This window comes from Pseudochrobactrum sp. XF203 (assembly GCF_020341615.1).
In the GTDB taxonomy this organism is placed as follows: domain Bacteria; phylum Pseudomonadota; class Alphaproteobacteria; order Rhizobiales; family Rhizobiaceae; genus Pseudochrobactrum; species Pseudochrobactrum saccharolyticum.
Map to the genome: position 1 here is coordinate 3061868 of NZ_CP084392.1, position 17996 is coordinate 3079863.

At 62.8% G+C, this 17996-nt stretch carries 16 protein-coding genes and 2 pseudogenes; 3 read left to right on the forward strand and 15 right to left on the reverse strand.

Annotated features, from left to right (window positions below):
- Positions 1 to 2 precede the first annotated feature (2 nt).
- From trbK-alt to LDL70_RS14015, 9 genes are all read right to left on the reverse strand, one after another.
- Positions 3 to 290, reverse strand: a complete 288-nt coding sequence (gene trbK-alt, locus LDL70_RS13975) for a putative entry exclusion protein TrbK-alt (protein ID WP_225685326.1) — start codon at positions 288 to 290, stop codon at positions 3 to 5.
- Positions 291 to 304: 14 nt separating this feature from the next.
- Positions 305 to 1078, reverse strand: coding sequence for a P-type conjugative transfer protein TrbJ (gene trbJ, locus LDL70_RS13980; RefSeq protein WP_023514518.1), 774 nt, complete (start codon positions 1076 to 1078; stop codon positions 305 to 307).
- Positions 1075 to 3567, reverse strand: coding sequence for a conjugal transfer protein TrbE (gene trbE, locus LDL70_RS13985; protein ID WP_225685327.1), 2493 nt, complete (start codon positions 3565 to 3567; stop codon positions 1075 to 1077). The genes trbJ and trbE overlap by 4 nt, the downstream gene beginning before the upstream one ends.
- Positions 3568 to 3577: 10 nt before the next feature.
- On the reverse strand, positions 3578 to 3859 hold the full coding sequence (locus LDL70_RS13990) for a VirB3 family type IV secretion system protein (RefSeq protein ID WP_023514520.1): 282 nt from the start codon (positions 3857 to 3859) through the stop codon (positions 3578 to 3580).
- On the reverse strand, positions 3859 to 4191 hold the full coding sequence (locus LDL70_RS13995) for a TrbC/VirB2 family protein (RefSeq protein WP_225685328.1): 333 nt from the start codon (positions 4189 to 4191) through the stop codon (positions 3859 to 3861). Before LDL70_RS13995 ends, LDL70_RS13990 begins: the two co-directional genes overlap by 1 nt.
- Complete coding sequence (gene trbB / locus LDL70_RS14000) at positions 4188 to 5183, reverse strand: P-type conjugative transfer ATPase TrbB (RefSeq protein ID WP_023514522.1); 996 nt, start codon at positions 5181 to 5183, stop codon at positions 4188 to 4190. Before trbB ends, LDL70_RS13995 begins: the two co-directional genes overlap by 4 nt.
- Before the next feature lie 146 nt (positions 5184 to 5329).
- The gene (locus tag LDL70_RS14005) at positions 5330 to 5809 is read right to left on the reverse strand and encodes a hypothetical protein (protein WP_023514523.1); all 480 of its coding nucleotides are present in this window, start codon (positions 5807 to 5809) and stop codon (positions 5330 to 5332) included.
- A gap of 10 nt (positions 5810 to 5819) precedes the next feature.
- Complete coding sequence (locus LDL70_RS14010) at positions 5820 to 7808, reverse strand: conjugal transfer protein TraG (RefSeq protein WP_047573889.1); 1989 nt, start codon at positions 7806 to 7808, stop codon at positions 5820 to 5822.
- A 130-nt stretch (positions 7809 to 7938) separates the two neighbouring features.
- Positions 7939 to 8913, reverse strand: a complete 975-nt coding sequence (locus LDL70_RS14015) for a LysR family transcriptional regulator (protein WP_047573892.1) — start codon at positions 8911 to 8913, stop codon at positions 7939 to 7941.
- 177 nt (positions 8914 to 9090) lie between these two features.
- Here LDL70_RS14015 and LDL70_RS14020 point away from each other — a divergent pair, with 177 nt between their 5' ends.
- Together LDL70_RS14020 and fabF are read left to right on the forward strand one after the other, a co-directional pair.
- Entirely contained in the window at positions 9091 to 9600 is a 510-nt protein-coding gene (locus LDL70_RS14020; RefSeq protein WP_037405040.1) for a helix-turn-helix domain-containing protein, read from the forward strand.
- Between the two features lie 4 nt (positions 9601 to 9604).
- The gene (gene fabF, locus LDL70_RS14025) at positions 9605 to 10867 is read left to right on the forward strand and encodes a beta-ketoacyl-ACP synthase II (RefSeq protein WP_037405038.1); all 1263 of its coding nucleotides are present in this window, start codon (positions 9605 to 9607) and stop codon (positions 10865 to 10867) included.
- Positions 10868 to 10901: 34 nt separating this feature from the next.
- On the opposite strand, the gene LDL70_RS14030 is transcribed toward fabF, so the two are convergent.
- Together LDL70_RS14030 and tet(G) are read right to left on the reverse strand one after the other, a co-directional pair.
- Positions 10902 to 11819: a LysR family transcriptional regulator gene (locus LDL70_RS14030; protein WP_047573899.1), complete on the reverse strand. Its 918-nt coding sequence runs from the start codon at positions 11817 to 11819 to the stop codon at positions 10902 to 10904.
- A gap of 89 nt (positions 11820 to 11908) precedes the next feature.
- On the reverse strand, positions 11909 to 13084 hold the full coding sequence (tet(G), locus tag LDL70_RS14035; protein WP_024269981.1) for a tetracycline efflux MFS transporter Tet(G): 1176 nt from the start codon (positions 13082 to 13084) through the stop codon (positions 11909 to 11911).
- A 104-nt stretch (positions 13085 to 13188) separates the two neighbouring features.
- Between tet(G) and tetR the strand changes: the two genes are divergently transcribed.
- Positions 13189 to 13815 carry a tetracycline resistance transcriptional repressor TetR gene (tetR, locus tag LDL70_RS14040; RefSeq protein ID WP_023517523.1) on the forward strand — a complete coding sequence of 209 codons (627 nt, stop codon included), beginning with the start codon at positions 13189 to 13191 and terminating at the stop codon, positions 13813 to 13815.
- Here the strand turns inward: tetR and LDL70_RS14045 are convergent.
- From LDL70_RS14045 to LDL70_RS18080, 4 genes and pseudogenes are all read right to left on the reverse strand, one after another.
- Positions 13812 to 13916: pseudogene (locus LDL70_RS14045) on the reverse strand (DUF3363 domain-containing protein); the annotation flags it as partial. The gene tetR and the pseudogene LDL70_RS14045 sit on opposite strands and share 4 nt — an antisense overlap.
- A pseudogene (locus LDL70_RS14050) lies at positions 13916 to 14355 on the reverse strand (LysR family transcriptional regulator); the annotation flags it as partial. The pseudogenes LDL70_RS14050 and LDL70_RS14045, both read right to left, overlap by 1 nt.
- A gap of 28 nt (positions 14356 to 14383) precedes the next feature.
- Positions 14384 to 15598, reverse strand: a complete 1215-nt coding sequence (gene floR, locus LDL70_RS14055) for a chloramphenicol/florfenicol efflux MFS transporter FloR (RefSeq protein ID WP_024269980.1) — start codon at positions 15596 to 15598, stop codon at positions 14384 to 14386.
- A gap of 218 nt (positions 15599 to 15816) precedes the next feature.
- Complete coding sequence (locus LDL70_RS18080; RefSeq protein ID WP_369523895.1) at positions 15817 to 17724, reverse strand: relaxase/mobilization nuclease domain-containing protein; 1908 nt, start codon at positions 17722 to 17724, stop codon at positions 15817 to 15819.
- Positions 17725 to 17996: the final 272 nt, after the last annotated feature.

Below are 17996 nucleotides of genomic sequence, written 5' to 3' on the forward strand. Positions count from 1 at the left end.
GGTCAGCGCCCTTCGCTGGATTGCGGTGCGGCGGGCGCTGGCGTGCGGCCGAGGAAGCGGTCGCGGGATTCAGCCCATGCGGCGAGGCAGTCGGCGTCGCTTGCCGCCGCCTCGCCGAGCTGCTGGCAACGGCGCAGGCTTTCGCGCAGCGGATCGGCCGGGGGCTGGAGGGCCGATGCGGGCCGTGGCGCGGGAGGTTCGTCCTTCCGCGCCATGTCGATTGCGGTCGCCGTAACGGCGATGGCGATGAACACAACGGCTGTAAGCCGCGCCAGCATCTTGCCGTCCATGGCGAGCCTCCCGGTCAGTTGTTACCGTTGAACATCTGCGCGTTGCCCGGCTGGTAGCCGGTGCCGGGCGTCAGGAACCGCTCGCGCTGGATGCGGCCCTGTTCGGCGGCAGTCGCGCGCTCTGCCTCGGTCAGCGCATCGGCGCGGCCATTCGCCGAGATGACCGCGATCAGGTCGGAAAGCTGTTGCGACTGGAGCGCGAGAAGCTGATTGCCGGCCTGCGTGGCTTGCAGCGCGCCGGTTGCGCCCTGACTCTGGCCGACCAGAGCGGCCATCTCGGCACGGTTGCCGTCGATATTGCCGACCGCGCCCGCCTGAACGCGCATCGCGTCCTGCAAGCCGCCGACCGTGTTCTCCCAGCGGCTACGTGCATCGGCGACAAGCTGGGCGTCGGTCGTCGAAAGCGAGACGTTGCCATATTGCTGCTGGAACGCTTGGTCGATCTGGCCGACCTCGAAAGCGATGTTCTGCGCTTGGCCCAAAAGCTGTTGCGTGCGCTGGACGTTCTGCTGGAGCTGCTGGAGCGATGAATATGGCAGGCTCGCCAGATTGCGGGCCTGATTGATGAGCATCTGCGCCTCGTTCTGGAGGCTGGTGATCTGGTTGTTGATCTGCTCCAGCGTGCGCGCTGCCGTGAGCACGTTCTGCGCATAGTTGCTCGGGTCATAGACGATGCGGCCGAAGCCGAATTGCGCATGGGCCGGGCTTGCCAGCATGGGCGAAAGCGCGACGGGCACGGCGAGCGCCAGCGTAAGGGCCGAGGCACCGACGATCTTGGAATAGGTCATAGAAGAATCTCCTGTGTGGGGTGGTTATCGAGCCGGGCCGGCACGGCGGATTCCGGCCGGTCGGCGAGATTGGTGAGGTTGGGGATCAGGTCGGCCGCCCAATCGACGCCGCGCGCCTGTAGCCATGCGGCGAGGAAGCCATCGCGGCCGTGTTCGGCGACGATCTGCGCGATGAGCGTCTGGTCGGATTTGGCGGATGCGGCGCAGAGCGCGAGGCCGACTTCGGACAGGCCAAGCTCGAACAGGCGATTGCCCCTGCGGCTTTGGCAGTAGTAATCCCGTTTGGGCGTGGCCCTTGCGAGGATTTCGATCTGGCGGTCATTGAGGCCGAAGCGGCGATAGATGGCCGTGATCTGCGGTTCGATGGCCCGCTCGTTCGGCAGCAAGAGCCGCGTCGGACAGCTCTCGATAATCGCGGGCGCGATGTTGCTGCCGTCAATGTCGGACAGGCTTTGCGTGGCGAAGATGACGCTGGCGTTTTTCTTGCGCAGCGTTTTCAGCCATTCGCGGAGCTGGCCGGCAAAACCTTCATCGTCGAGCGCGAGCCAGCCTTCATCTATGATGAGAAGCGTGGGTCGGCCGTCGAGCCGGTCGCCGATGCGATGGAACAGGTAGGACAGCACGGCCGGGGCCGCGCCGGTCCCGACAAGCCCCTCGATCTCGAACGCCTGCACGTCCGCCGAGCCGAGGTGTTCCGCCTCGGCGTCGAGCAGCCGGCCATAGGCACCGCCGACGCAGAACGGTCGAAGCGCCTGTTTCAGATCGTTGGATTGCAGCAGCACCGCAAGGCCGGTGATGGTGCGTTCCTCGACCGGGGCCGAGGCCAGCGAAGTCAGCGCCGTCCAAAGATATTCCTTCACCTCGGGCGTGATGGCGACGCCTTCGCGCATGAGGATGGCGGCGATCCAGTCAGCCGCCCATGCGCGTTCATAGGTGTCATGGATGCGGGCGAGCGGCTGGAGTGAAACGAACGCCTCGTCCCCTTCTGTCAGCCCGCCGCCGAGGTCGTGCCAGTCGCCGCCCATGGCGAGCGCGGCGGCGCGGATCGAGCCGCCGAAGTCGAAGGCGAAGATTTGGCTGCGTTCATAGCGGCGGAACTGCAAGGCCATGAGGGCGAGCAGCACGGATTTGCCCGCGCCGGTCGGGCCGACGACTAGGGTATGGCCGACATCGCCGACATGGAGACTTAGCCGGAACGGGGTTGAGCCTTCGGTCTTTCCAAAGAGCAAAGGGGGCGCACCGAAATGCTCGTCCCGTTCCGGCCCCGCCCACACCGCCGAAAGCGGGATCATGTGGGCGAGATTCAAAGTGCTGATGGGCGGCTGGCGGACATTCGCGTAGGCGTGTCCGGGCAGGCTGCCAAGCCATGCGTCAACTGCGTTGAGGGTCTCGGCCATGGCGATGAAGTCGCGGCCCTGAACGATCTTCTCGATCAGGCGCAGCTTCTCTTGCGCCACGCGCGGGTCGGCATCCCAAACGGTGACGGTCGCCGTGACATAGGCCATGCCCGCCACGTCCGCGCCGAGTTCCTGCAACGCCATGTCGGCGTCGAGCGCCTTGTTGGCGGCGTCGGTGTCCACAAGCGCGGACGCCTCGTTGGTCATCACCTCTTTCAAGATCGCCGCTACGGACTTGCGCTTGGCAAACCACTGGCGACGGATGCGGGTCAGCAGCCGGGTCGCATCGGTCTTGTCGAGCAGGATCGCGCGCGTGCTCCACCTGTAGGAGAACGGCAGCCGGTTCATTTCGTCGAGCAGGCCCGGCGTCGTCGCGGTGGGGAAGCCCACGATGGTCAGGACGCGCAGATGTGCATCGCCAAGGCGCGGCTCCAGCCCGCTGGTCAAAGGCTGGTCGGCGAGCAGCGCGTCGAGGTGCATCGGCACCTCGGGCACGCGCACGCGATGGCGGTTGGTCGAGATGGTGGAATGAAGATAGGTCAACGTCGCACCGTCATCCATCCAACGGCATTCGGGCATGAAGCCGTCGAGCAAGGCCAGCACGCGGTCGGTACGGTCGATGAAGCCGCGCAGCAGTTCCCACGGGTCCACGCCCGCTTTCTCCCGGCCCTCGTAGAGCCATGCCTCAGTGCGGGCGGCTTCCTCGGCCGGGGGCAGCCAGAGGAAGGTCAGGAAGTAGCCGGACACGAAATGCGCGCCCGCTTCCTCGAAACCGGCCTTGCGCTCGGCATCGACCAGCGCCGACGCGGGATCGGGAAAGGTGCTGTCGGGATAGGTCGCGGCCTCGCTGCGCTGCGCCTCAACGAAGATGCTCCAGCCGGAGCCGAGGCGGCGCACGGCATTGTTGATGCGGCCGGCGACGGCGACTAGCTCGGCGGCGACGGCGGAATCCAGATCGGGACCGCGAAACTTCGCCGTCCTCTGAAAACTGCCGTCCTTGTTCAAGACGACGCCCGAGCCGACCAGCGCGGCCCATGGGAGATAGTCGGCGAGCCGGGATGCGGTGCGGCGGTATTCGGTAAGGTTCATCATGGCCGCGCCCTCACACCGCCAGAAAAGCCGGGATGCGGATATGTCGCCGCCCGACCTCGACGAATTGGGGGTCGCGCTTCGCCGCCCACACGGCCGCGAAATGCCCGATGGCCCATAGCGCGATGCCCACCAGCCAGAGGCGCAGGCCGAGGCCCACGGCCCCGGCCAGCGTTCCGTTCATGATGGCGATGGCGCGCGGTGCGCCGCCGAGCAGGATATGCTCGGTCAACGCCCGGTGGACCGGGATCGAGAATCCCGGCACCGCGTCGAGCTGTTCGAGGCCGCCCGCCATCAAACGAGCGCCCCGCCGCCGAACGAGAAGAACGACAGGAAGAAGCTCGACGCCGCGAAGGCGATGCTGAGGCCGAACACGATCTGGATCAGCCTGCGGAACCCGCCGCTGGTATCGCCGAAAGCCAACGTGAGGCCGGTGGCGATGATGATGATGACGGCGACGATCTTGGCAACCGGCCCCTCGATGGACTGAAGGATTTGCTGAAGCGGCTGCTCCCACGGCATCGACGATCCCGACGCATGGGCGGCCGGGGCGAGCACGACACTGATGGCAAGGATGGATGCGGCGGTCGCCATGCGGCGATAGCCGCGCGAAATCGTGCGGATCATGAAGATTCTCCTGTGTTGGTGGGGATTGCCGAAGGGATGGGATGCGTGATGCGGTAGTCGCCGTCCGGCCCCAGCCCTTCGACGCGGGCAAGCTCGGCAAGCCGGCGCGCGGAACCACGCCCGGAAAGGACGGCAACAAGGTCGATTGTCTCGGCGATCAGGGCGCGCGGGACGGTGACGACAGCCTCTTGAATGAGCTGTTCAAGGCGACGGAGCGCGCCGATGCCGGTGCCGGCATGGATGGTGCCGATCCCGCCCGGATGGCCGGTGCCCCACGCTTTCAGAAGGTCGAGGGCTTCCGATCCGCGCACCTCGCCAATGGGGATGCGATCCGGGCGCAGGCGTAGCGAGGAACGGACCAGATCGGAAAGCGTTGCCACGCCGTCTTTCGTCCGCATGGCGACAAGGTTCGGCGCGGCGCATTGCAGCTCGCGCGTGTCCTCGATGATGACGACGCGATCCGCCGTCTTCGCCACCTCGGCGAGCAGCGCATTGGTCAACGTGGTCTTGCCGGTGCTGGTGCCGCCCGCCACGAGGATGTTGGCGCGGGAAGAAACGGCCGCGCATAGCGTCGCGGCCTGATCGGCGGACATGATGCCCGCCGCCACATAGTCGTCGAGGCTGAACACCGCGACTGCGGGCTTGCGGATGGCGAAGGTCGGGGCGGCGACCACCGGCGGCAACAGGCCCTCGAACCGCTCCCCGTTCTCCGGCAACTCGGCCGAGACGCGCGGGCTGCGGGCGTGAACCTCCGCGCCGACATGATGCGCGACCAGCCGCACGATGCGTTCGCCATCGGCGGCGGACAGCCGTTCGCCCGTATCGGAAAGCCCTTCGGACAGCCGGTCCACCCAAAGGCGGCCGTCCGGGTTCAACATCACCTCGGCCACGGCCGGGTCTTCGAGCAGCCGGGCAATGACGGGGCCGAGCGCGGTGCGCAACATGCGCGCGCCGCGCTGGACCGCTTCCTGCCTGTGGTGGTTGGTGGTCATGTCGGCCCCGCTTCTTCATGGGGCGCGACATGCGATCCCCGGATCGGGGTCGATTAAAAAAGCCCGGAATTGGGCTGGTTCAACAAGTATCTAGCTGCGTGCGGTGATCGGCGGCGAACGGCGGCAAATAGGATGGGTCCGAATACTTACTCTTGATCGCCGTTGCTCTCGGACTCGTCCGGCAACGGATCGTCGGGAAGTGAGTCGAGGTCACGCGACAGCTCTTTGAGGAACCTGTCGCCCGTCGCCAGACGCCGGCCGATATTTTGCATGAAGCCCTCGAACCGCTCCGCGCCTTTGGCGCGGGCAGCGGATTGTGCGGCTCCCGTGAGCGGCGGCGTGATGGTCATCCAGAAATGGATGAACTGCGCGACTGTCTCGCCGAGAACGGCGAGATCTAGGTCGAGCGTGTCGATCTGCCGGCCGAGCTTGTCCAATCGGCGCGACATGGCGGCTTCAAGCTGGTCGGCGGAATCGCCGGACAGGTAGGACATGACAGCCGCCTCCACGATGGCGGATTTCGAGACATTGCGGCGCAGGGCCACCGAGCGGCGCAGCGCCATCGCTTCGATCTGCGGAATGAGCGCGGGGTCGAAATAGAGATTCAGGCGGGTTCTGGTTGCCATGGGCGTGTCCTCAAAGGTCGATTCCATCATCGGGGTTCAGCGCCACCTGCCGCGCCACCATCCTCATGCGCTGGCGCATGGCGCGGGCCTTGGCCGCGTCAACGTCTGGCTCGTCGCCCAGGAACTCGAACTCCTGTTCGGGCGATGGCGGCGGGGTGACGATTTCCTCTTGGCTTGGCAATTCCGGCTCGCGGCGGATGCCGGCATTGGCCGGGTCGCCCTCGGCCTCGTCTGCGGCGGCCGTCGCGGAACGGCTATCCGCCGCGACCACGCGGCCGGACCAGTCATCGGCGGATGGGCTGGGCGCCAGCGGAGCGGCGACCAGATCGGGCGGGGTCAGGATGCGTTCCTGAAACCGCGCATCCTCGAAATAGCGGGCTTTGGTCGCGCGGATCGGCGGCGTGCCGGCGACCATCACGATTTCGTCCGTGGGCGGAAGCTGCATGATCTCGCCCGGCGTGAGCAGCGGCCGCGCCGTCTCCTGCCGTGACACCATCAAGTGACCTAACCACGGGGCTAGGCGGTGCCCTGCGTAGTTGGTGGAGTCGCGCAGCTCGGTCGCGGTGCCTAGTGCGTCTGAAACACGCTTCGCCGTCCTTTCGTCGTTCGTGGCGAAGCTGACGCGGACATGGCAGTTGTCGAGGATCGCGTTGTTCGGCCCATAGGCGCGCTCGATCTGGTTGAGGCTCTGTGCGATCAGGAAGCCTTTGATTCCATACCCCGCCATGAAGGCGAGCGCCGATTCAAAGAAGTCGAGGCGACCGAGTGCTGGAAACTCGTCCAGCATCAACAGCAGCCGATGGCGCTTGCCGGAGGTGGTCAATTCCTCGGTCAACCGCCTGCCGATCTGGTTGAGGATCAGGCGAATAAGCGGCTTGGTGCGGTTTATGTCGGATGGCGGCACGACCAGATAGAGCGTGACGGGCTGGCGGCTGCCGACCAGATCGGCAATGCGCCAGTCGCACCGCGCCGTCACCCGCGCCACCACGGGATCGCGGTAGAGGCCGAGAAACGACATGGCGGTGGAGAGCACGCCCGACCGTTCGTTCTCGGATTTGTTCAACAGCTCGCGCGCCGACGATGCGATGACGGGATGAACGCCCGCCTCGCCGAGATGCGGCGTGTCCATCATCGCGCGCAAGGTCGCCTCGACCGGGCGGCGCGGGTCGGACAGGAAGTTGGCGACGCCCGCCAAGGTCTTGTCCTTCTCCGCATAGAGAACATGCAGGATCGCGCCGACCAGCAAGCTATGGCTGGTCTTTTCCCAATGGTTGCGCTTGTCGAGACTGCCTTCGGGATCGACCAGAATATCCGCGATGTTCTGCACGTCGCGGACTTCCCATTCCCCTTGCCGGACCTCCAGCAGCGGGTTGTAGGCGGATGATACAGCATTGGTCGGATCGAACAGCAGCACGCGGCCATGCTTCGCGCGAAAGCCCGCTGTCAGCGTCCAGTTCTCGCCTTTTATGTCGTGGACAATGCAGCTTCCCGGCCATGTCAGCAGCGTCGGTACCACCAGCCCGACACCTTTGCCGCTGCGAGTCGGGGCGAAGCACAACACATGCTCCGGCCCGTCATGGCGCAGATAGTGCCGGTCGTATCTGCCGAGCACCACGCCATCGGGGCCGAGCAGACCGGCGGCGCGGATTTCGCGATCCTCCGCCCATCGCGCCGAACCATAGGTGGCGACGTTGCGCGCCTCCCGTGCCCGGATGATCGACATGAGGATGGCGGCGGCGATGGCGATGAAACCGCCGGACGCCGCGATGATGGCTCCTTCGACGAAGATTGCGGGCGCATAGGCGTCAAACGAAAACCACCACCAGAAGAAGGCCGGCGGATAATAGACCGGCCAGCCCGCCAGCTCGAACCACGGATTGCCAAGCTGGAGCTGGAAGCGGAGGCGGAACGCCGTCCATTGCGTCGCTGCCCACACCATCACCAGAACGATGGCGAAGACGACAGCGATCTGACCCCAAAGGATTCGGCCTCCGCGCAATGCAGCCTCCAGTCGGCAAAAGAGACGGAGCCGAACAGAGAGTAGTCAGAATCGGGATGGGCAACAGGAAAGAGGATGCCGGAGGGCTGCCGGATACTATCGGCGGCAAATAGGACGGGTTCCCTTCACGTTATCCGGCCGAGTGGTCGCCATCGCGCAACTGGCCGGGCGAATCGCCGAAACGCCTCATATTGTTTGCAAGGTTGAGCAGGTTTTTCAGCGCGGCGCTGCGATTGAACGGCAACCAGACAGCGGTAAAGGCAACCGGCTCTGGTTCATCCGCAAAAGGTAGGAAGACGATTCCGGTCGTCGGCAGCAGCGCCGTGGCCGCGCCGACGATGGTGATGCCGAAACCCTGTCCGACCATGGACAACATTGTTCCACGCTCCACATCGAAGCGCAGGATCGACGGCGCAGGCCAGCGTCCGGCATGGCGCAGCACGATATGGTCGTGGACTTGCGGGCCAGTGCCGCCATAGCGGACAAGGAAGGTCTCGCCGGCCAGATCGGCCCATGTGATAGCCGCCTGCCCGGCAAGGCGATGCTGTTCCGGCAGCACCGCCACCAGCGGTTCAGTCCAGATCGGGCGGGCATGGCAGTCGGGCAATTCAAGCTTGCCGGCGACGAACGCCACGTCGAGCCGGTCGGCGCGAAGCTGCATCACCGCGTCGCGGGCCGTGCCTTCGATCATCTCGATCTCGATGCCGGGATGGTCTTCCCGGTATTGTGCGATCAGATCAGCAAGGAAGCTGCCGGGGATCAGGGCATGGATACCGATGCGCAGACGACCCCATTTCCCTGCCGCCGTCATGCCTGCGGTCTTCACCGCATGGTCGAGCTGATCGACGCCGGCCGCTATCCGCTCGACGAAGTGGCGTCCGGCCTCAGTCAGTCGCACGCCCCGAGCATGCCGCTCGAACAGAAGGATGCCAAGGTCTTCCTCCAGCGCCTTTACGCGCGCGCTGACGCTGGATTGCGCCACGCCGAGCGCATTGGCCGCGTGGCGGAAGTTCAGATACTCAGCGACGGCAAGCGTCTGGATCAGCGATGCGAGGGGGATACGCGATCCGAGCGTGGTCGGCACGCCCCATGGGCAACCATTCATCGGTGCTGATCGCCGCCGTCGCATCGCTCAAATGCCACTACAGTGCTTCATTGCACGCCGTAGCGGACGCAGTTGCTTGGCTTCCTTAGAATGACGCATTGGATTGCCCCTCCCTCTATGTCGCCTACTACGCACAAGTGACTTGCATGATGGAAGTTACACCATTATGGATGTGTCATGCAACGAACAAGCTTTCTGTCATTAGAGTGTCCCGCAGCCCGAGCGCTGGAAAGCGTCGGTGACTGGTGGAGCATCTTGATCCTGCGGGACGCCTTCCAAGGGTTGAGCAAATTCGATGAATTCGAGAAGAATCTCGGTATTTCCGCGAACATTTTGGCGAGGCGATTGAAACATCTCACAGCCGAAGGGTTGTTTGAAAGGCAACGATACAATGATCATCCGCCTCGATTTGAATACGTCCTTACCGACAAAGGGCGAGATTTCTATCCGGTAGCAATCGCCCTGTTCGCATGGGGAAACCGGAACCTTGCGCCCAATGAAATAGCCATGCGCCTTGGCGACAGGGAAACTGGTAGGGAACGAAACGCCATCATAGTCGATGCGGATACTGGAGAAAAAATCACTCCTGAAAACACGGTTCTTCTAGCAGGCCCAGCGGCAACGGAAGAAACGATGCGCGTCATAAACCGCGTGAAGCGGATAAGCTCAGAAAAAGGAGCGGAATAATCCAATGCGTCGAATTGTTGTGACCGGCATGGGTTTAGTCGGCCCTCTTGGTTCCGGGGCTGAAATAAGCTGGAACAGACTCCTTGATGGAAAATCAGGCATTAGAACATTGCCTGATGAAATTTCCAGCAATCTACCAGTGAAAATCGGGGGACTCGTTCCTAGCCTGATTGAAGATTCCGAAGCCGGTTTCGATCCCGATTTGATCGTTGACACAAAGGATCAACGAAAAATGGATCGCTTCATTCTGTTTGCACTTGCGGCCGCAAAGGAGGCTCTTGAAACGGCGGGATGGCATCCCGCGAGCGACTACGAATTTGAGCGCACAGCAACGATTATTGCTTCTGGTATAGGCGGGTTTCCCGCTATCGCTTCGGCAGTTCGCATAACCGACACTCGGGGGCCACGGAGGCTATCACCGTTTACCGTACCATCGTTTCTTGCCAACCTCGCGGCGGGACAGGTTACCATCAGGTATGGATTTACAGGCCCAATTGGCACGCCTGTAACCGCCTGCGCTGCCAGCGTTCAGGCCATCGGCGACGCCGCGCGGCTGATACGCTCCAACGAAGCCGACATCGCTCTGTGCGGCGGGGCAGAAGCGTGCATTGATACGGTTAGTCTCGGGGCATTTGCTGCCGCGCGAGCACTATCCATGGGGTACAATACTACGCCGGAAATGGCGTCGAGGCCGTTCGACACCGAGCGCGATGGTTTCGTAATGTCCGAAGGGGCGGGTCTGATCGTCATAGAGGAATTGGAACATGCCCTGGCTCGGGGTGCCACGCCCATAGCCGAATTGGTGGGATACGGCACAAGCGCTGATGCACACCATATGACTGCCGGTCCAGAGGACGGTCGAGGTGCGGCCCGTGCGATGAAAATCGCGCTCCAGAGTGCCGGGTTGAAGCCAATCGATATTCAACATTTGAACGCTCATTCCACCTCCACTCCCGTAGGAGATCGAGGAGAAATTGCCGCGATAAAATCCGTGTTTGGCAATCATGATGTGGCCGTAAGCGCCACGAAATCGGCGACGGGGCACCTACTTGGTGCCGCAGGTGGTATTGAGGCAATCTTCACGATACTCGCCCTACGGGATCAAATCGCTCCCCCCACGAGAAACTTAGAAAACCCCGATCCTGTTGCCGCAGGTATCGACCTAGTTCACCGATCTGCGCGGCCCGTTCTCATGGAACATGCCATTTCCAACGGATTCGGCTTTGGCGGCGTTAATGCAAGTGTCGCTTTCCGGCGATGGCAATAACAGTCCCGGACGGTGCTTCCGCGACCACTTCGGCTCACGCCCTCGCTATCCGTGGCGGTACTGAATTCGTGCAGACCTGCCGGCCCATGTCGCTGGCGACCGTGAGCAGGTTGCGCAGCGCGGCGCTGCGGTTGGACGGCGACCAGACAGCCGAGAAGGCGACCGGCTCGGGCTCATCGGCGAAGGGCAGGAAGACAATGCCGGTTGTCGGCAACAGCGCCGAGGCGGTCCCGACGATGGTGATGCCGAAGCCCTGTCCGACCATGGACAGCAGCGCGCCGCGCCCCACGTCGAAGCGCAGGATCGACGGCGCGGGCCAGCGTCCGGCATGGCGCAGCACGATATGGCTATGAACCTGCGGGCCGGTGCCGCCATGCCGAACAAGGAACGTCTCGCCCGCCAGATCGGCCCATGTAACGGCCGACCGCTCGGCGAGCGGATGCTGCTCCGGTAACACCGCCAAGAGCGGTTCGGTCCATATGCGGCGGGAATGGCAGTCGGGCAACTCGGGCGTGCCGGCGACGAACACCACGTCCAGCCGGTCGGCGCGAAGCTGCATCACCGCTTCGCGGGCTGTGCCTTCGGTCATTTCGACTTCAACGCCGGGGTGGTCTTCGCGGTATTGGCCGATCAGCTTTGCGAGGAAGCTGCGAGGGATCAGGGCATGGATACCGATGCGAAGCCGGCCGCTTTCTCCGGCTGCCGCCATGCCGGCGGTCTTCACCGCATGGTCGAGTTGGTCGATGCCTGCGGCTATCCGCTCGACGAAGTGGCGTCCAGCCTCGGTCAACCGAACACCCCGCGCATGGCGCTCGAACAGAAGGATGCCAAGGTCTTTTTCCAGCGCCTTCACGCGGGCGCTGACGCTGGATTGCGCCACGCCGAGCGCATTGGCGGCGTGGCGGAAGTTCAGATATTCGGCGACGGCGAGAGTGTGAACTAAGGTCATCATCGGCACTCGCCCCGAGAGGAGATGATGGCTCAACGGATTTAATCCGTCATTCCTCGTAAGTCTACGCATACCAATTCGCCATGACTCAATCACAATGAAGTTGCGAAAGGTCTGAGTAGTATTGGCAGACATATTAAATAGAGGATCGCGCCGACAATCCAAACCCAACCGTTCCATGCTCCTATGGTGGCAGAATAGAGTGCCGTGAAGCCAAGCGGTCCCGCGATAGAGCTTAGATTGGTGAGGCTTGTAAGCGTTCCCTGTAAAGCTCCTTGCTTGTTACTGCTGACATTGTTTGAAAGCATTGCCTGCAAGGCCGGCATGCCAACACCTCCGGCGGCAAGCAGCAACAAAATCGGGAACACCATCCATCCCTGCGTGGCAAAAGCCAGAAGAATGAAGCCAGTCGCATCCGCAGCCATGCCAAAGAGTAGCGTGCGCCGCTCTCCAAGCCGGCTTGAAAGCGGGCCGGTAACAAACGCTTGGAAGATCGCATGTGTTGCTCCAAATGCCGCAAGCGACAAACCAACAGTCGTGGTGTCCCACTGAAAACGGTCCTCGCCATAGATGACCCATAGGGCCGCAGGCACTTGGCCGATCAGTTGAATAATGAAGAAGACTGCGAAAAGCGCAGCTAGCCCGCGCAATGCATCATCCAGCCGGAACAGAACGAATGGTTTGATGCGAACCGGCTTTCCGGTCCCGCCATGGCTGTGATGAGTCTCCTTGAGAAAAATGCAGGCAAGCAGGAACGCGAAGCCGTTGAGAAGGGCAGCGGCGATAAACGGAGCATGGGCAGAAATACCACCGAGCATGCCACCAAGTGCTGGCCCGGCAATCATGCCTGCTCCATAACAGGCCCCCATGTAGCCGAACCAGCGTGCGCGAGAACCTTCCCCCGTCGAATCGGCAATGGTTGAGGCAGCTACGGCTCCGGTTGCTCCCGTGACGCCAGAAACGAGTCGGCCGATATAGAGAACCCATAAGACCGGCGCTGATGCCATAATCGTGTAATCGACTGCGGCCCCCGCAAGAGAAGCCAGAAGCACCGGACGCCGGCCGTAAGCATCTGAAAATTTTCCAAGCACGGGCGCGAAGACGACCTGCATCAACGCATAGAGTGACAGCAAAGCACCATAGTGACCAGCGACCTGTTCCGCCGGCACAAGCTCGCGCAGAAGCGTCGGAAGGACCGGCATGATGAGGCCGAGTCCCATGGCGTCGAGACTGACGATCAGCAGGGCGATGATGGCAGAGCTGCGCACCTGAAACTCCAGCGCCGCTCAATGCGAGCGACTTTATCAATGATAAGAACATAGACATAGAAATTATCGTTGATAAATTGTCAAGCACTGGCAGAGGAACGTGAATGACCAAACTGGACAAAGGCACCGTGATCGCAGCGGCGCTGGAGCTGCTGAACGAGGTTGGCATGGACAACCTGACGACGCGAAAGCTCGCTGAACGCCTCAAGGTTCAGCAGCCTGCGCTTTACTGGCATTTCCAGAGCAAGCGCGCGCTGCTTGACGCACTTGCGGAGGCGATGTTGACGGAACGCCACACCCGCTCGCTACCCGAAGAGAACGAAGACTGGCGGCTATTCCTGAAAGAGAACGCCCAGAGTTTCAGAACGGCGTTGCTCTATTATCGCGACGGGGCGCGCATCCATGCCGGCACTCGACCGACAGAACCGAATTTTGGCACTGCCGAGACACAAATACGCTTTCTCTGCGCGGCGGGCTTTGGTCCGAAGCACGCTGTTTGGGCGCTCCGGGCGGTCAGTCACTATGTGGTCGGTTCCGTTCTCGAGCAGCAGGCATCTGATGCCGATGAGAGAATGTCGGACAGATCAGATGTGTCCGGGCAGGCAGCATCGTCCTTCCTGCACGATCTGTTTCACGAGTTGGAAACAGAAGGCATAGATGCTGCGTTCAACTTCGGACTTGACAGCCTCATCACCGGTTTCGAGCGGCTACGTTCATCTACAACAGATTAGAGGCTTATCCCCCTCTGCCGCGCGAGTTGCCACGATTCCGATCCGCCCTGCACGACGCCCATGACCTCGCGGCCGAGCTGGCGGTCGATGACCGGCCGCCAGCGGTGCCCTCCGTGATTTCGATGTCGAGATTGGGATGGTCCTTCCGATACTGGCCGACCAGCTCTGCAAGGAAGCTGCCCGGAATCAGGGCATAGACACCGATGCGTAGCCGGCCGCATTCGCCTTGCGCTGTCATGTCGGCGGTCTTGACGGCGTGATCGAGCTGATCGACGCCCACCGCGACCAGCTCCATGAAATGTCTGCCTGCATCCGTTAGCCGGACGCATCGCGCATGGCGCTCGAACAGCAGGACACCAAGATTTTCTCCAGCGCCTTCACGCGCGCGCTGACGCTCGACTGACTGACGCCGAGCGCGTTGGCCGCGTGCCGAAAATTCAGATGCTCGGCAACGGCCATGAACTGAACAAGGGAAATGAGCGGTATCCTGCCGGACAGGATACCGCCATTCATGAAGCTGCGATGACGGGTGCGCCGCATGGGTGCCGACCGTCCTGCCAGTCGCCGGTCAGACGACCGGCGACCTCTCGGCGTGAACGTCACGGAATCGAAGTAGCGCAAGACCCGTCGAAACTAGCATCGCCATCGTCGTGGCGTAACAGATCACGGGCCAAGCCGTATCTCCGTTCAACAGCGTTACCGCTAGTGTCCCGACGATGCTGACGATCAGGCTTTGGACGCAGAAATAGAAGGCGACTGCCGATCCTGCGATGTCGTCGAACTGTGCGAGAGCACCATTGGCGGTGACGGACACCGTGAAGACAATACCGACTGCCATTACCCACATTGGCAGGATGAAGCTGAGGAACGATGGTGAGCCGAAAAATTCACCGATTCCCAACAGAATCGCCCCGCAAACGAGCAACGCCATCCCACGCGCCGCGCATCCCGCAATGCCCCATCTGGCTACAAAGGACTTCGCGAAACGGGTTGTCACAATCATGGCGAGTGCGACAGTGGCGAAAGCCAAACTGAACCCGATTTCGGAATAATCGGCTTGGCCTATGAGCACTCGGGGGGCTGTCGAGAAGAAGACGAAGAAGGTGCCCATGCCAGCGCTAAAGCCGACCGTGTAAACCCAAAAGGTTGGACTCACGAAGATAGGCAAAACGGAACGGCGTGTGTTTACTTCATCCGAGGGGCGGGTTTCGTGCCATCTGAAACCGGCGTTCAAGAGTGCAGGCAACGCAAGTGCAGCCAGCGTGACGAATATCGCCCGCCATCCGAAAAACTCGCCGATCAGTGCTCCGGCGATGGGGCCAAGGGCGGGCACGAAGGCCAGCATCGAACTGAAAAGACCGTAGATGACGACACCCTCGGGGCGGCTGGCATAAACGTCGCGAACCGTCGCGAACGTCGCTACCAACGCCGCCGACGCGCCGACCGCTTGTAGCAGGCGAAAAGCGACGAAGGCTGCGGCCGTTGACGACCATGCCGCTCCGAGAGAAGCGACGATGAAAAGCGCCCCACCCGCAAGCAAGATCGGCCGTCGCCCGATGCGATCCGATATTGGGCCAAAGATCACCTGTCCCACGCCGAGCATGACCATGTAGAGGCTCAACGTGAGCTGGATCATGGATGGCGTCGTGTTTAGGATGCCGGGCATCGCTGGGACGACGGGGAGATAAATATCCATCGCCAGTGACGCGAGGATGTCGAAGGGAGCCATCAGCAGCAGGGCTGCCGGCAACGTATAGGCCCACGCGGGGCGTGTGATAGTCATGACGAATCAACCGCTCGATTAAAGATTCCGGGCGGCGTCTGCTCGTCAACAATCAGATTGGGATTGATCTTACAGAACGCCGCAACAACAGTGCTTGTTGTTGCGGCTTACTTGTCTGCTGACTTAGCGTTTCCCATGCTGATAGCTCCACACTTGGCAATACGAATATCTATCTCCTATCCGAATAGCGCCGGTGTCGCAACGCCGTTTCAGGTGCTCTAAAGTCCCAACCCCCTTTGCCGCCCTAGCTGCCACAACACCGATCCGCCCTGCACGACGCCCATGACCTCGCGGCCGAGCTGGCGGTCGATGACTGGCCGCCAAGGGACAAGGGTGAACTCATGAGATTGCTCGACCACCGCGAACTTGCCGCTCGATAGCTGCACGGTGCCGGTGAACTTGCCGCTGACGTTCTCGCCGTCCGTGGCGGCGCGGAACGGCAGCCCCTTCCTTTCGGCCATCTCCGCGCCGACGCGGGCGACCTCCCGCTCGCGCAAGGTGGCGAGAAGGCTGCGCCGATAGAAGATGCGGCCGTTCCGCGCTCGGGCAGCGTCGCCCTCTTCGATGTGATGCTCGCGGCGCTGGTCCATCGCCTCACGCACTTGCTGTCCGAAGCCGGCCGGCGCAAGATCGTCCGTTTCGCTATGGACCAATCGCCGGTCCAGCCAGGTCGCGCCATCCGATCCGACCTGCTTGCCTAGATCGAACGGGGACAGGACGCGAACGCTGGCCTGCCGGTCGCGGCCGGCGTCATGGACGGCGGCGCGGCTGACCAGATCATCGGGAATGCGCCATTGATCTGCGTCGATGCGTTCGACGATCCCGGCCCGGCGTAGCGCCTCCAGTCGGCGGACATGGGCATCGACATAGCCCTCATAGTCGCCGCTCGGAACGCGGCCCTCAAACTTCGCCTGCTCCAGATGGCGGCTCGGCCGATAGATGCCGTCCTCGGCGATGGCTGTGATGGAGCGGTCGGACGGTCGGGCCGTGGCCTCGGCCGGGCCGACCTCAATGACGCTGCCGATGCGGACATCCTCCAGCCGCTCGGGCGCGATGCCGGCGATGTGGTGCGTGCGGCCGTCGATCCCGTCCACCACAACGGTCAGGTTCTCCCCCAGCTCGTCGGACAGGTGCTTGTCCACGACGCGACCGACGATAGGCGTCTCGGGCGCTCCGTCATGGATTTGGAAGCTCATGGGATCGCGTTCGCCTCCCTGCGGGCCGAGCGCCTTCTGCATGGTGCGGATAATGTCGCCACGCTCGCCTAGCTCGCGCAGGGCAGGCTCCATGTCCTTGCTCAATTCCCAAACGGCGGGCGCGTGCTCGGTCGCCAGCCCCATCTTCTCCAGCTTGCCGAGCCTGCGCAAACGCAGCGTCCGCTCGAACTGCCGCTTCGGCTCCGCCGGTTCATGGCGCAGGTCGAGGAAACGGGCATCGGCTTCCTCGACCATGGCGCGGTCGATGCGGGTGAAACGGTCTTGGTCGATTTCGGCGGACAGCTTGCGGGTCTGCTCGATCTCGGTGACGGGGCCGAGTTCCAGACTGGCAAGCTCGCTGGCGCGTTCGCGCAGGCCAGCGGACAGATAGTCGCCATTGATGACTAGATCCCCGCCCGTATCGTCGCGGCCGTTGACAATGACATGCACATGGGAATGGCCGGTGTTGTAGTGATTGACGGCGACCCAATCGAGTTTCGTGCCGAGGTCGGCTTCCACCTGTTTCATGAAATCGCGGGTGTAGGCCGTGAGGTCCGACAACTCCGCGCCGTCCTCGGGCGAGACGATGAATCTGAACTGGTGGCGGTCGTCCTTGCCGCGATCAAGGAAGGCGTCGCCATCGGCGCGGTCCTCGGTCGCCGAATAGAGCCTGCCGCGCTCGCCATCGCGTGACGTGCCGTCGCGCTGGACATAGCGCAGATGTGCGCGGGCGCGGCCGCCCTTCCATGCGGCCCGGATGCTGCGCTGCTTGACGATCACGCGGCGGCTGCCCGGCTGGCGATGATGCCAGTGGCCGGAGATGTTCCGGGCGCGCACGAAGCTCGTGCCACGCCCGCGCTTCACGCCCTTGCCGCTGGCGACCATGGCGCGGGACCGCCCCGGCGATGACGGGCGAGCGGATGACGGCATGGAAGGATCGCGGGAGGCTGCCGCCTGATGCTGGCGGGTGATCTTCTTGACCTGCGTGAAAAAGCTCTTGGTCTTGCCGGCCTTCGGCGTGTCGGATCGGATGCGGCCGGGCTTCGGACGGAAGCGGTTTTCGTCGTCGGCGCTCACGGGCGCGACTCCTGACGAAACCGCCGAAAAACGGCCGATATCGGCCTATGGTGCCGCTCGAAACCCTGCAAAGCCAAGGCTTTGCGCGAAATCGCGGCACGCGGCCCCTCAAAACCATGGTGCCG